Genomic DNA, 13,562 nt, shown 5'->3' on the forward strand with positions numbered 1-13,562 from the left:
GCAGGCCAGTGAGAACATGAAGTTGTTTACGTTGCATGTGATCTATTCAGACGCGCACTGTACATGGGTCGCGTGGCTTAGACCAGAATTGCGAGCCAATGCAACTGATTCGTGTGGCGTTGGGCCTTTCGAGGTTTGGTCCGTCGCCAAGATGCAATGAATCCCACAAACTGGGCCGGACCGTGCATGCTCACGTCGCGTGAAGCACGCTAGCCGCAGTGGTTCCCATGCTCAGCGCCGCGTGGCTCGCTCACTGCGCGCGCTCGAAATTTCGGTGTAGCTTCGCCCCGATGCGGAGGATCTTGCGTTGAACGAGTCCCTGACCGACCCCGACATTCTGGGGCTCTCCGACGCGGACAAGCGAGCCGCGAGCGCGGCACTGCTCGCTCGGATCGAACGCGAGAGCGGGCGCACGCCCAATCTGAGCTCGCTCGACACCTGGATGCGAACGGCAGCCCACGCGTGTCGGGCCGAGCTCGCCGAGCGCATGAACCAGTGCCTGCGCGCCGATCGCCAGGCCAAGGCCAAGCGCGTTCACTACCTCTCGATGGAGTTCTTGATGGGTCGGGCGCTGAGCAACGCGCTGGCGGCCCTCGGGCTCGAGACAGCCTTTCGCGAGGCAGCGTGCGCCGCCGGCCGAGATCCCGGCGCGGTGCTCGAGCGCGAGCCGGACGCGGCGCTTGGAAACGGTGGCCTCGGTCGCCTCGCCGCCTGCTTCTTGGACTCGATGGCGACCCTCGGCCTGCCCGCATTTGGCTACGGGCTTCGCTACGAATACGGGATGTTCGCCCAGCGCATCCACGACGGCTGCCAGACCGAGGAGCCCGACGACTGGCTGCGCGACGGCAACCCGTGGGAGCTGCATCGCCCGGAGCTGCGCTACCGCGTGGGGTTTGGGGGCCGGGTCGTCAGCGACGGCCCCGGACGCCGCTGGGTCCCCAATGAGCAGCTCCACGCGACCGCCTACGACTTCATCGTCCCGGGCCACGGCACCCGTCGGGTCGCGGTCTTGCGGCAGTGGCAGGCAGCCCCCAGTGAGCCGATCGACTACGCCGCGTTCTCGCGCGGGGATCATGCCGCGGCCGGAGCCGCCAAGCAGGCGGCCGAGCGGATCAACTGGGTGCTGTACCCCGACGACTCCACGCCCGCGGGCCGGCAGCTGCGACTGCGCCAGGAGTATGTGCTGGTCAGCGCGTCGCTGCAGGATCTGATCGCCCGCCACCTCGCTGACCACGGCCGGCTCACGTCGCTCGGTGACAAGGCCGCGATCCACCTCAACGACACTCACCCCGCCCTGGCCGTGCCCGAGCTGCTGCGCCTGCTGATCGACGAGCACGGCATGAGCTGGGACGCCGCGCTGGCCCAGTGCCGACAGGCGCTCAGCTACACCAACCACACCTTGATGCCCGAGGCGCTCGAGACCTGGCCGCTGAGCATGCTCGAGGAGCTGCTGCCGCGTCACCTGGAGCTGATCTTTCAGCTCAACGCGTGGTTCCTCAACACCGTGCGTCGCAGCCATCCCAACGACGACGCCTTCGTGGCTCGCGTCTCGGTCATCGACGAACGCGGCGAGCGTCGGGTTCGGATGGCGCCGCTGTCGATCATCGCCTCGCACCGGGTCAACGGGGTCTCGCAGCTGCACTCGGAGCTCATGGTCGAGACCATCTTCGCCGACTTCGCGCAGATCCTCCCGCGCCGGTTCTGCAACGTGACCAACGGCGTGACCCCGCGGCGCTGGCTGGCCCAGGCCAACCCGTCGCTGGCCAGCCTGCTCGACCAGCGCCTGGGCACCTCCCCCAACTGGCGCACCCACCTCGAGCGCCTGTCCGAGCTGGCCCCGCTCGCCAACGACGAGCGGCTGCGGGCCGAGGTGCTCGCCGCCAAGCTCCACAACAAGCAGCGCCTGGCCGAGCTGGTCCGCCGCGAGCTCGGCCTGCCGATCGACCCCCACAGCCTGTTCGACGTCCACATCAAGCGAATCCACGAGTACAAGCGACAGCTGCTCAACGTGCTCCACGTGGTCGCGCGCTTCCAGGCGATCTGCGCCGCGCCCGAGGCCGACTGGGTCCCGCGCACGGTCGTGTTCGCGGGCAAGGCCGCCTCGGCGTACGTGATCGCCAAGACGATCATTCGGCTGATCCACGACGTCGCGCGGGTCGTCAACAGCGATCCTCGGGTCGACGGCCGCCTGCGCGTGGTGTTCTTGCCCAACTACGGCGTTTCGCTTGGCGAGGTGCTGTTCCCTGCCGCCGACCTCTCGCAGCAGATCTCCACCGCCGGCACCGAGGCGTCGGGCACGGGCAACATGAAGTTCGCGCTCAACGGCGCCCTGACGATCGGGACCTGGGACGGCGCCACGATCGAGATGGCCCAGGCCGTCGGCCGCGAGCACTTCTTCATCTTTGGGCTCGACGCCAATCAGGTCAGCGAGCTGCGAACCAACGGCTACGAGCCGCGAGCCCACTACGAGAACGAGCCCAAGCTCAAAGCCGTGCTCGACGCGATCGCAGAGGGCAGCTTCTCGCCCAACGAGACCGATCGCTACCGCGGCCTGGTCAACACCCTGCTCAACCGCGACGCGTACCTGCTGCTGGCTGACTTTGCGGACTACCTCGCGGCCCAGGAGCGGGTCGACACGTTGTTCCGGCAGCCCGACGAGTGGGCCCGGCACGCGATCCTCAACATCGCCGGAATGGGCGGATTCTCCTCGGATCGCACGATTCGCGAGTATGCGCGGACGATCTGGAACATGCCTGTGCACGGCTGAACCCGTGTCTCGCCTGCAGTCAGCCGCGAAGGGTTTCGCGCAGACGCGCGCTCGTGTATGAGGCCCCCATGCTGAACCGACTCTCCGCCTCCCTGCTGCTCGCCGTGCTCACCCTCGCCGCCTGTGGCCCGTCTGCCGAAGACGAGGTCAAGATGAAGGAGAAGATGGCCCTCGAGTCAGCCCGCGCCGAGCTCATGCTCACCGCCACCGACTGCGAGGCGCTCGAGGTCAGCCTCACGGAGTTCAAGTCGACCAACGCCGACAGGCTCACGGCGCTCGACACCTGGTGGGTCGCCCTCGGCGATGGCGCGAAGGACAAGCTGATCGAGGCCCACCAGACCGAGTGGGACGCCCAGACTGGCGCCATGATCAAAGCTTCGGCCTGCGCCGAAGCCATCAAAGCCGGATTCTGAGCCTGCCCGAGCTCGTGTAGGCGCCGTCCCCTGGATCCGGATCGACATCCGAGATCCAGGGGACCGCTGAGCTCGAGGCTACTGCCAGGTGATCGTGATTGTGCCGTCGCCGTTTTGGACGCCAGGTGAGGTCATTCCGTTGTTGACACCGCCGATGTACGACGAGCCGCCACCACCGTGGCCGTCCTGACCGCCGCTGCCACCGCCGAAGTAGCCGCCACCACCGGTGCCAGCGTGCAGCGTGGTGTTCGAGCCGCCACCGACACCGAGCGCACCGGGGCTGCCTGCGGGGTTGTTCCCACCAGCCGCGCCGCCTGCGTTCTGCGTGCCGCCCTGGCCGTCCGCTGCGGGACTGTCACCGCCCGAACCCGCGCTGCCAGTCAGGCCGCCACCGTCGCCGCCGCCGAGCCCACCGCAAGACCACTCCGCACCACCACCGCCGCCGCCGACGATGACCCGATCGGCGAGCTCCTGACCACCCAGGCGAACGTCAGACGCACCGCCACCGCCGCTGCAGGTCGTGGCTTGCAGGCACTGGTTGACCGGGCCCCCGCCGTTCCAGCCAGCCACCGCCGGGGCGCCAGCGCCACCGACGTAGACAAACAGGGTGTCGCCGGGATCGACGTCCAGATCGCCCTCGGCCATGCCACCGAGGCCGCCCAGGTCACCGTTTCCGCCGCAGTTGTTGAGGCTGTTGGTCGGGGTCCCACCTTCGGCACCAGCGACGACGATGTGGACCGAGACCACCCCGTTGGGCACCACGAACTGTTCGAACTCCCCGGTGAACTCGAACGTGACCTCGCCGGGGTTGAGGGTGCACGCGTTGGCGCAGGCGTCGTCATCGATCATGTTGCCGTCGTCGCAGTCCTCGACACCGGCCTCGACGAACCCATCGCCGCAGGTTGCGACGAGGCATCCGGCCACGCAGCTGTCGCTGTCGTCCATGTTGCCGTCGTCGCAGTCCTCGACGCCCGCTTGCAGGAACCCGTCGCCACAAGCGGCGGGCTGACACATCGAGGTACAGTCGTCGGTGTCGTCGACGTTGCCGTCATCGCAACCTTCGACCATGTCTTGAATGAAGCCGTCGCCGCACGCGGCCGCGACGCAGAGGCTGGTGCACGCATCGGTGTCGACGTCGTTGCCGTCGTCACAGTCCTCGCCATCGTCCACGACTCCGTCGCCGCAGGTCTCCATCTCGCAGGTCGAGGAGCAGCCGTCGCCGCTCTCGACGTTGCCGTCGTCGCAACCTTCGACGCCACTTTGCGTGAAGCCGTCGCCACATGTCGCGTTGAGGCAGCTGCTGGTGCACGCGTCGGTGTCGTCGGGGTTGCCGTCGTCACACTCTTCACCGTCGTCGACGACTCCGTCGCCACAGATCGGGTTGGGATCGCCATCTCCGTCGCCAGGATCGCCGTCGCCGTCTCCGTCGCCGTCTCCGTCGCCGTCGCCGTCGCCGGTGTCAGTCGTCTCGTCGCCGTCTCCGTCTCCGTCGCCGTCCCCGGTCGTGTCGCCGGTCGTGTCGCCGGCGTCGGTCGAGGGCACATCGTCCGCACACGCGAAGCTCGCAGTCATCGTCAAGATCGTGATTGAAGTCAGTATTTGCTTGCGCACACGGATGTCTACTCTCGATTCAACTCGCCCGCGAGCCATCGAGCCATGACAGAACGACGCGTCACACGTCGACCGACAGTGTATGAGACCGCGAAGTCAGATAGGCTCACGCGCCCCAGCATGCTCACGCAAGCCGAGATCACCGCGCTCGTCCGCGCCGAGCATGACGACCCGTTCGCGGTGCTTGGGCCACACCCATCGAGCGATGGGCTGTGGATCCGCGCGCTGCTGCCGGGCGCGCAGGCTGTCGAGCTGCTCGACACCGACGGCACGGTCATCTCGCAGCTGACTTCAATCCACCCCGACGGCCTGTTCGAGCTGCTGCTGACCACTCACCCGCCTGCGCAGACCTGGGCCTACCAGCTCCAGGCTCACTACCCGCACGGCCACACCGAGCGCATCCACGATCCCTACCGATTCGGCTCGACGCTCGGCGAGCTCGATCGTCACCTGCTCGGCGAGGGCTCGCACCTGCGCCCGTGGCAGGTGTTCGGCGCCCACGTGTGCGAGCAGCAGGGCGTGGCCGGAGTCCGCTTCGTGGTCTGGGCGCCCAACGCCGCTCGGGTCGCGGTGATCGGCGACTTCAACCAGTGGGAGCCCCGTCGCCACCCGATGCGCCTGCACCCCAGCGTCGGCGTGTGGGAGCTGTTCGTGCCCGGCGTGCGCGCGGGCGCCACGTACAAGTATGAGCTGCGCACCCGCGACGGCCGGGTGCTGCCGGGCAAGGCCGACCCCTACGCGTTCGGCTCGGAGCTGCGCCCGGCCAGCGCCAGCGTGGTCAGGCCCGAGCCGCGCGCGAAGCCGCTGCCAGACTCACGCCGACGCGCCAACGCCCGCACCGCGCCGGTCTCGATCTACGAGGTCCACCTCGGCTCGTGGCGGCGCGGCCCCGACAACAGCTTCCCCACCTGGGAGTCGCTCGCCGAGCAGCTGCCCGCGTACGTCGCCAAGCTCGGCTTCACCCACATCGAGCTGCTGCCGATCGCCGAGCACCCCTTCGATGGCTCGTGGGGCTATCAGGTCACCGGGATGTTCGCGCCGACCAGCCGGTTTGGCGATCCGGCCGGGCTCGCCAAGCTGATCGACGCCTGCCACGCGAGCGGACTCGGCGTGATCTTGGATTGGGTGCCCGCGCACTTTCCCAACGACGCCTACTCTCTGGTCCATTTCGACGGGACCGAGCTGTACGAGTACGCCGATCCGCGCGAGGGCTTCCACAAGGACTGGGACACGCTGATCTATAATTTTGGCCGGACCGAGGTCCGCAATTTTTTGGTCGGCAGCGCTCTATATTGGCTCGAGTGCTGGGGTCTCGACGGCCTGCGCGTCGACGCGGTCGCGTCGATGCTGTACCGCGATTACTCGCGCGAGCCGGGCGAGTGGGTGCCCAACATCCACGGCGGACGCGAGAACCTCGAGGCGATCTCGCTGGTGCGCCGCGTCAATGAGGTGATCGGCGCCGAGGCGCCCGGTCGGGTCACCGTCGCCGAAGAGTCCACCTCGTGGCCCGGGGTCTCGCGCCCAACCGACAGCGGCGGCCTGGGCTTCAACTACAAGTGGAACCTCGGCTGGATGCACGACACGCTCGGCTACTTCGCCAACGACCCGCTGTACCGCAAGCACCACCACGACAAGCTGACCTTCAGCATCATGTACGCGTTCGACGAGAGCTTCGTGCTGCCGCTGTCCCACGACGAGGTCGTGCACGGCAAGCGCTCGCTGATCGACAAGATGCCCGGTGATCGCTGGCAGATGTTCGCCAACCTGCGGGCGTTCTTCGGGTACATGTGGACCCACCCCGGCAAGAAGCTATTGTTCATGGGCGGCGAGTTCGCCCAGCGGCGCGAGTGGAACCACGATCGCGCGCTCGACTGGGAGCTGCTCGACGCCAGCACCGAAGGCAGCGCCGAGCACCGCGGCGTGCAGGCGCTGATCACTGATCTCAACCAGCTGTACCGGACCCGGGCGGCCCTCCACGAGCTCGACTGCGAGCCCGAGGGCTTCGAGTGGATCGTCGTCGACGACACCGTTCGCTCGGTCCTGGTGTTCGTGCGCAAGGCTGGCGCGGGCGAGTGCGTGATGGTGGCCTGCAACTTCACGCCCGTGCCGCGGCCCGACTACCGGATCGGCGTGGCCGTGCCCGGCAATTGGCGGGTCTCGCTCAGCACCGACGCCAGCCGCTATGCCGGCAGTGACTATCCGTGCACGGGCAAGCGACCCGGCGCCAAACCCAAGCCGATCACCAGCAAGCCGATCGCCGCGCACGGACACACGCAGTCGATCACGCTCAATCTGCCGCCGCTGGCCACGGTGATCCTCGAGCCCAACACATGACGAGCCGCTTCGATCCAGCGCGGGGCCTGCCCTACCCGCTCGGCGCGACGATCCGCGACGGAGGGGTCAACTTCGCGGTGATGTCCGAGCACGCCACGAAGATCGAGCTGTGTATGTTCGAACCCGACAATGGCGAGCGCCGCCTGACGCTGCCCGGCCGCGCCCACGGCGTTCACTTTGGGTTTCTGCCGGGTGCGGGCGCGGGCATGGTCTACGGTCTGCGCGCCCACGGCCCCGATGCGCCGCAAGACGGCCACCGCTTCAATCCCCACAAGCTATTGCTCGATCCCTACGCGCGCGAGATCGTCGGCCAATTCGAGTGGTCGGAGCTGCACTTTGGCTACCAGCGCGACGGCACGCTCGACCCCCGAGACAACGCCGCCCGCATGCTCGCGGCCCGCGTCGCCGCCCCGCTCGCGCCAGCCAGGCGCGCGTCTGCCCCGGTTCCCATTGCCGACACCATCCTCTACGAGCTCCACGTCAAGGGCTTCTCCAAGCTGAACCCGGCGATCCCGGAGCCGCTGCGGGGCACCTACGCTGGGCTCGCGCATCCGGCCAGCGTCGCGTACCTGCGCGAGCTCGGGGTCACCACGCTCTCGCTGCTGCCGGTTCACTATTGCGTGTCCGAGCAGCACCTGAGCCGGCTCGGGCTCGTCAACTATTGGGGCTACAACACGCTCGGTTGGTTCTGCCCGGATCCGCGTTGGTCGAGCACGCCAGCTGATCCCACAGCGACCCGCGCAGAGTTCCGCGCGATGGTTCAGACCCTGCATGAGGCCGGCCTCGAGGTCGTGCTCGATGTCGTGTTCAACCACAGCGCCGAGGCCGACGAGCGCGGCCCAACCCTGAGCCTGCGCGGCCTCGACAACTCGCTGTACTATCGCCGGCAGGACTTCAGCGGCTGCGGCAACAGCCTGGATCTCGGCCACCCACGCGTGACCCAGCTGGTGCTCGACTCGCTCCGCTACTGGGTCGAGCAGATGGGCGTCGACGGGTTTCGCTTCGATCTCGCGACCACGCTCGGGCGCGCGCGCACGGCCTATGATCCGCGCGCGCCCTTGCTCGTCGCGTTAGAGCAGGACCCGGTGCTGGCCGGCGCCAAGCTGATCGCCGAGCCGTGGGATCTGGGCCCCGACGGGTACCAGCTCGGCCGGTTCCCGGGTCGCTTCCTCGAGTGGAACGATCGCTACCGCGACGGCATGCGCCGGGCGTGGCTGCGTCGGGACGGGCACCGCGGCGAGCTCGCGCGGCGGCTCGCGGGCTCGAGCGATCGCTTTCATCACGGCCTGCGCACGCCCAGCGCCAGCGTCAATTTCATCACCGCCCACGACGGCTTCACGCTCGCGGATCTGGTCAGCTACGCCCGCAAGCACAATCTCGCCAACGGCGAGAACAACCGCGACGGCCACGATCACAACCTCAGCGACAACTGCGGCGTCGAGGGTCCCAGCAGCGATCCGGCGATCCTCGCCCAGCGTCGGCGCCTGGTCCGGGCGATGCTCACCTGCCTGTTCGTGTCGCAGGGCACCCCGATGCTGCTGGCCGGCGACGAGCTCGGGCGCAGCCAGGGCGGCAACAACAACGCCTACTGTCAGGACGGCCCGAGCACCTGGCTGGACTGGGCCAACGTTGACCTCGAGCTGCTCGCGTTCGTTCGCAAGCTGATCGCGCTGCGCCGCGAACACGCCATGCTGGGCTGCGATCGCTGGCTCACCGACCACCCGGGCCAGGCCGGAGTCGACGTCGACGCGATGGTCGAGTCAGGCGTGGCGGACTCGAGCGGACCGCCCGTGCAGTGGCGCCGCCCCGACGGCCCGCTCATGCAGGTCGCCGACTGGGACGCGACCGCTCACCATGCCTTGAGCGTGCGCCTGGGCCAGGGCACCGACGAACTCCTCTTGTTGTTCAATCCCTCGCTCGAGCCGGTCCTGTTCTCGCTGCCGCCCGGCCCGTGGGCGATCGCGCTGTGCAGCGACGAGCTCGGCGCTCACGCCAACCGTCGGCCCGGCACGCTGCGGGTTGGGGCCCAGTCCGTCATCGTGCTCGCCCACCCTCACCACGACATCAAACCATGACCAATCAACGCGCCTCTGGAGTCTTGCTGCACCCAACCTCGCTCCCCGGCCCCCACGGGATCGGCGACCTCGGTCCATCCGCGCGGCACTTCGTCGAGTGGTTGGTCAGCGCCGGGCAGCGGCTGTGGCAGGTGCTGCCGCTCAACCCGGTCGGGGCCGGCAACTCGCCCTACGCCAGCGTCTCGGTGTTCGCTGGGAGCCCGCTGCTGGTCGCGCTCGAGCCTCTGATCGAAGCGGGCTGGCTGGCGCCGCCGCACCACGACGAGCTCGCGCAGTTCAACCCGCACCGGGTCGACTTCGAGCGCGTGATCCCGTGGCGCATGGCCAAGCTGCGCGAGGCCGCGGCCGGCTTCTTCGCCCACGCCAGCCCCGAGCAGCGCGCCGCGTTCGCGGCCTATGCCGAGGCCGAGGCCAGCTGGCTCGACGACTACGCCCTGTTCATGACCCTCGACGGGCTTCACCAGCCCACGGATGGCACGTTCGTCGCGTGGACCGACTGGCCGCCCGCGCTGGCCCGGCGCGAGGCCGCGGCGCTGGCCGCCGCCCGCGAGCAACACCGCGATGAAGTGACGTTTTGGTGCTTCGTGCAGTATTGCTTCGACCAGCAGTGGCGCGAGCTCAAGCGCTACGCCAACGAGCGAGACGTGCAGATCATCGGTGATCTGCCGATCTTCGTCGCGGGTCACGGCGCCGATTGTTGGAGCCGACCGGATCTCTACCTGCTCGCAGAAGATCTCACCCCCCGGGTCGTCGCGGGCGTCCCCCCCGACTTCTTCTCGAAGACGGGTCAGCGCTGGGGCAACCCGCTGTACGACTGGGACGCGATGGCGCGCGATGGCTATGCCTGGTGGGTCGCCCGCGCGCGGCGGCAGCTCGCGCTCGCGGATCTGATCCGGGTCGACCATTTCCGTGGGTTCGCCAGCTACTGGGAGATCCCCGCGAGCAGCCCGCTCGCAACCGACGGCCACTGGGTCCCCGGGCCCGGCGCAGCCCTGTTCGAGGCCCTCGAGGCCGCGCTCGGCGAGCTGCCCGTGATCGCCGAAGACCTGGGCGTGATCACCAAGGACGTGGAGACCCTGCGCGACCAGCTTGGGCTGCCCGGCATGAAGGTGCTGCAATTCGCGTTCTTCGACGACGCCACCCACCCGTTCTTGCCCCACAACTATCCCGAGAATTGCGTGGTCTATACCGGGACTCACGACAATGACACGGTGCGGGGCTGGTATGAGGGCGCGCTGCCGCGGGATCAAGCGTTCGCGCGGGCGTACCTGGGGTGCGGCGGTCACGATCTACATTGGGCGATGATCCGCGCCGCGTCGGCGTCACCCGCCAGGCTCGCGATCTATCAATTCCAGGACGTCCTCGGCCTCGATGGTGCGCACCGCATGAACGTGCCGGGCCAGACCGAGTGCTGGACCTGGCGGTTTGGCTGGGAGACGATCGGGGGCGAGCCCGCGTGGCGGCTGCTGCAGCTCAGCGCCGCGCACGGCCGCGCCCCCCTCGAGCGCCTCAGCCATTCCTGACCCCGACCGCGCCTGAGTGGGTATACAATCCACCGGCCGGTCGCGGGACTCGGTTGCGACTTCCGGACCTCGCATCTGAAGCGGATACTTCGCTGTCGCTCCACATCGCCCCGACCGGCGCTTCTCCCTCCGTTCGACTCGAGCCTGACCATGACAGCCCGCGAGTCGATGTCTGCACGCTTACTCGAGCTCGAGCGCGAGGACCTCTTGTCGTTCATCAACGCTGCGCTCGCGTGCACGGGCCAGGACGAGTTCTATGGCGACGCGACCGGCCAGGCGCTGTCGATCGGCTTCTTTCACGAGTACGTGCTCGGCAACTACCGGCGGATGTACGCCCACTGCCTGGCCGCGGGCATCAACGACTTCAATCGCACCAAGATCATCTTCAACTTGCTGACGACGAGCGCGGGTGTGTCGGCGCCAGATCGCCACGAAGAGGGCCAACTGATCGCGGCCGCGCTGCCCGAGCTGCCGCCGCCGCGCGTGTATCGACTGTTCGAGGCGTTGGTTCACCGCCGCGTCAACAACCGGCGGACCCGCAAGATCGTCTCGGACTACCTGGCGGGCCGACGCGATCCGCAGCTGCACGCGCTCAAGTATCGGCGGCGCGTCGCCAAGATCGCTGCCCACTTTCACCTGCGACTCGACGCCGAGCAGTCGGCGGTGCTGTTCGACATCGGCCGGCTGCGCAGGTACGAGACCCCGCTGTTCGAGACCTTTCGCCGCGCGCACTACGAAAAGCGAGCGATCTACGAGCTGCCCTACACGGTCGCCGAGGGGCTCGCGGCGCGCCACCGGATCCCCCGCGAGACCTTTGTGCGTGGCATCGCGCCGCGAATGACCACCCGCGAGCGCCTGCGCCTGCAGTCCAGCGCGGCCGCGCTCGGGGTCGACGCGGTCGCCGAGACCGAGCTCTCGCGGCACAGTCTCACGCGCCTCGCGATCTACTTCTTGTCGCTCCCGATCCGCGAGCGCACGAATCGGTTCGAGCAGCTCGACGCGGCCATGACCGCAGCCGCGCGTCACATCCTGCGCCACGCAACCGCCAAGCTCGGCCGCGTGGCCCTGGTCGCCGACAACAGCTACTCCGCGACCGGGTCCGGTCAAAAGCGCAGGCGCCCGCTCGCGCTGGCCCTGGCGACCCACTACTTGCTCAGCGCGGCGGCGACCGAGCTGACCACCCACTGGACCTCGCCGATCACCTCGCTGGCCGAGCTGCGACCGCGGGGCCACACCGATCTGGCCACCCCGATCCTCGACGCGCTCGCGCAGCGCCCCGATCTGTTGATCGCGGTGTCCGACGGCTACGACAACGACCCACCAGGAGCCGCCGCCGAGGTCGTGCGGGTGTTTCGAGCGCGCCTGGACCCCGAGGGCGCCGTCACCATGATCCACCTCAGCCCCTCGTACGACGCCGGCTCCTACGCGGTCAAATCGATCCACCCGGCGATGCACAGCCTGGGGATCCGCGACGTCGAGGGCGTCCCGACGCTGCTGAGCTTCGTGCGCTTCGCGTCTGGCAGCGCCAAGCTGCATGAGCTGCAGGCCTACCTCGAGGCCTGCGCCCACGACTTGCTCACCCGCGAGGCTCGAGCCCGATGAGCGCGCCCACGTCATCGTCGCGAGCGACGATCACCCTGAACGGGCTGTCGCTCGGCGCCTCGCAGCTGTGGGGGTCCGTGCGCCTGGTCCCGCTGCTGCGCGACCAGCCCATCGAGGATCTGCGCCTGAGCCCGCAGTGCTGGGGTGGGCCCACCGCGGTCTCGCTGCCGGATCACACCACCTACTCGGCCTTCATTCCGCACGCCTTCGTCGCGTCGTGGTCGCACGACAACACCCCGGTGGCCTCGCTCGGCACCCAGCTCGCCCACGCCTCCACGAGCAAGACCAACAACCAGCACTTCCAGGTTCGGCTCGCCCACCGCATGGCCAAGCGTGAGCGCCAACGTGGGGTCGCCGTGCCGCGCCTGCGCTTCTTGCCGCTGCACACCGCGTTCGAGGCCTACCTCGCGCTGCACTTCGCCGGGCCCGACGTGCTGCGCCGCGAGTACTCGGCGCAGGTGCTGTCGAGCGGGCTCAGCCCGCGCGTGGAGATGGTCACCCCAGGCGCGTGGCTGCCAGGTCTCGAAGAGGCGCTGCGGGTGTTCGAGATCCGCGACGGTCAAGTCGGGGTGCTGCTGTTCGTGGCCGACGCGTTCGCGGGCGCGTTCGTGGTGCCGCACCCGGAAGACTACCGACGGCTGCATCGCACGCTGCTCACCGACTGCTACGGCGAGCTGGTCTACTGCTATGCGTGTCTGTACGACGGGGCCGCGGCGCTGGTGCGACCGTTTCGCGCCGAGAACATCGGCTCGATCGCGGATCTGCGAGTCGAGCTCGCCCGCGCCCGCGCCGACTGGACAGCCCAGTTGCACAACATGGCCGGCGGGTTGTTCGAGCAGGAGGTTCACATGCAGCACGTGTACCGACTCGGCAAGCACTATCGGCTGCACCGGTTCTTGCCCGAGTTTCGGCTCAAGACGGAGAACCATATCGGCGAGCTGATCAGCGGCCGCGACGGGGAGACCGCGTACTTGAAGACCTTCCGCCTGTCCGAGGCGCAGGTTCGCCGCGGCTACCTGCTGAGCGTGCTCGCCCGCCACGACTGGGACCTCGACGCCGCGGCCAAAGCCATGAACACCGACAAGCTAGAGCTGTGCAAGCGACTCGAGCGCGCGGGGTTTGGCGAGCTGCTGCGCGCCCACCTGCGCCGCGCTGTCAGCTGACAACCCTCCGAGCGAGCCAACCCCGAGGACAGGCGCTGGTCGCTGTCCGGCTTTCCACCTACCATGCTGAGCCC

The 13,562-nt window shown here is 68.5% G+C and carries 8 protein-coding genes; 7 read left to right on the top strand and 1 reads right to left on the bottom strand.

The window, feature by feature from the left end; translation table 11 throughout:
- Positions 1–307 precede the first annotated feature (307 nt).
- Together ENSA7_RS09550 and ENSA7_RS09555 are read left to right on the top strand one after the other, a co-directional pair.
- Positions 308–2,767 (top strand): glycogen/starch/alpha-glucan phosphorylase, encoded by a 2,460-nt coding sequence (locus ENSA7_RS09550; RefSeq protein ID WP_244923761.1) that lies wholly within the window; start codon positions 308–310, stop codon positions 2,765–2,767.
- A gap of 68 nt (positions 2,768–2,835) precedes the next feature.
- Positions 2,836–3,180, top strand: a complete 345-nt coding sequence (locus ENSA7_RS09555) for a hypothetical protein (protein WP_106088915.1) — start codon at positions 2,836–2,838, stop codon at positions 3,178–3,180.
- A 78-nt stretch (positions 3,181–3,258) separates the two neighbouring features.
- Here ENSA7_RS09555 and ENSA7_RS09560 read toward each other — a convergent pair whose 3' ends face one another.
- Positions 3,259–4,752 carry a DUF4215 domain-containing protein gene (locus tag ENSA7_RS09560; protein ID WP_181233547.1) on the bottom strand — a complete coding sequence of 498 codons (1,494 nt, stop codon included), beginning with the start codon at positions 4,750–4,752 and terminating at the stop codon, positions 3,259–3,261.
- Positions 4,753–4,911: 159 nt separating this feature from the next.
- On the opposite strand from ENSA7_RS09560, the gene glgB reads away from it, so the two are divergent.
- The 5 genes from glgB to ENSA7_RS09585 all read left to right on the top strand — a co-directional run bounded on the left by glgB (position 4,912) and on the right by ENSA7_RS09585 (position 13,488).
- On the top strand, positions 4,912–7,125 hold the full coding sequence (glgB, locus tag ENSA7_RS09565) for a 1,4-alpha-glucan branching protein GlgB (protein ID WP_106088917.1): 2,214 nt from the start codon (positions 4,912–4,914) through the stop codon (positions 7,123–7,125).
- Positions 7,122–9,200 carry a glycogen debranching protein GlgX gene (glgX, locus tag ENSA7_RS09570; RefSeq protein ID WP_106088918.1) on the top strand — a complete coding sequence of 693 codons (2,079 nt, stop codon included), beginning with the start codon at positions 7,122–7,124 and terminating at the stop codon, positions 9,198–9,200. Before glgB ends, glgX begins: the two co-directional genes overlap by 4 nt.
- Positions 9,197–10,723, top strand: coding sequence for a 4-alpha-glucanotransferase (gene malQ, locus ENSA7_RS09575; RefSeq protein WP_106088919.1), 1,527 nt, complete (start codon positions 9,197–9,199; stop codon positions 10,721–10,723). The genes glgX and malQ overlap by 4 nt, the downstream gene beginning before the upstream one ends.
- A 168-nt stretch (positions 10,724–10,891) precedes the next feature.
- Entirely contained in the window at positions 10,892–12,325 is a 1,434-nt protein-coding gene (locus ENSA7_RS09580) for a hypothetical protein (RefSeq protein ID WP_219907936.1), read from the top strand.
- Entirely contained in the window at positions 12,322–13,488 is a 1,167-nt protein-coding gene (locus ENSA7_RS09585) for an ARPP-2 domain-containing protein (protein ID WP_106088921.1), read from the top strand. The genes ENSA7_RS09580 and ENSA7_RS09585 overlap by 4 nt, the downstream gene beginning before the upstream one ends.
- The last annotated feature ends 74 nt before the right edge of the window (positions 13,489–13,562 follow it).

The organism is Enhygromyxa salina (assembly GCF_002994635.1).
In the GTDB taxonomy this organism is placed as follows: Bacteria; Myxococcota_A; Polyangia; order Nannocystales; family Nannocystaceae; genus Plesiocystis; species Plesiocystis salina_B.

What these genes read in the sequence shown, in the direction of transcription:
- ENSA7_RS09555 (WP_106088915.1), top strand. Translation starts at nt 2,836, where the DNA reads ATGCTGAACCGACTCTCCGCCTCCCTGCTGCTCGCCGTGCTCACCCTC.
- ENSA7_RS09560 (WP_181233547.1), bottom strand. Translation starts at nt 4,752, where the DNA reads ATGACTGCGAGCTTCGCGTGTGCGGACGATGTGCCCTCGACCGACGCC.
- glgB (WP_106088917.1), top strand. Translation starts at nt 4,912, where the DNA reads ATGCTCACGCAAGCCGAGATCACCGCGCTCGTCCGCGCCGAGCATGAC.
- glgX (WP_106088918.1), top strand. Translation starts at nt 7,122, where the DNA reads ATGACGAGCCGCTTCGATCCAGCGCGGGGCCTGCCCTACCCGCTCGGC.
- malQ (WP_106088919.1), top strand. Translation starts at nt 9,197, where the DNA reads ATGACCAATCAACGCGCCTCTGGAGTCTTGCTGCACCCAACCTCGCTC.
- ENSA7_RS09580 (WP_219907936.1), top strand. Translation starts at nt 10,892, where the DNA reads ATGTCTGCACGCTTACTCGAGCTCGAGCGCGAGGACCTCTTGTCGTTC.
- ENSA7_RS09585 (WP_106088921.1), top strand. Translation starts at nt 12,322, where the DNA reads ATGAGCGCGCCCACGTCATCGTCGCGAGCGACGATCACCCTGAACGGG.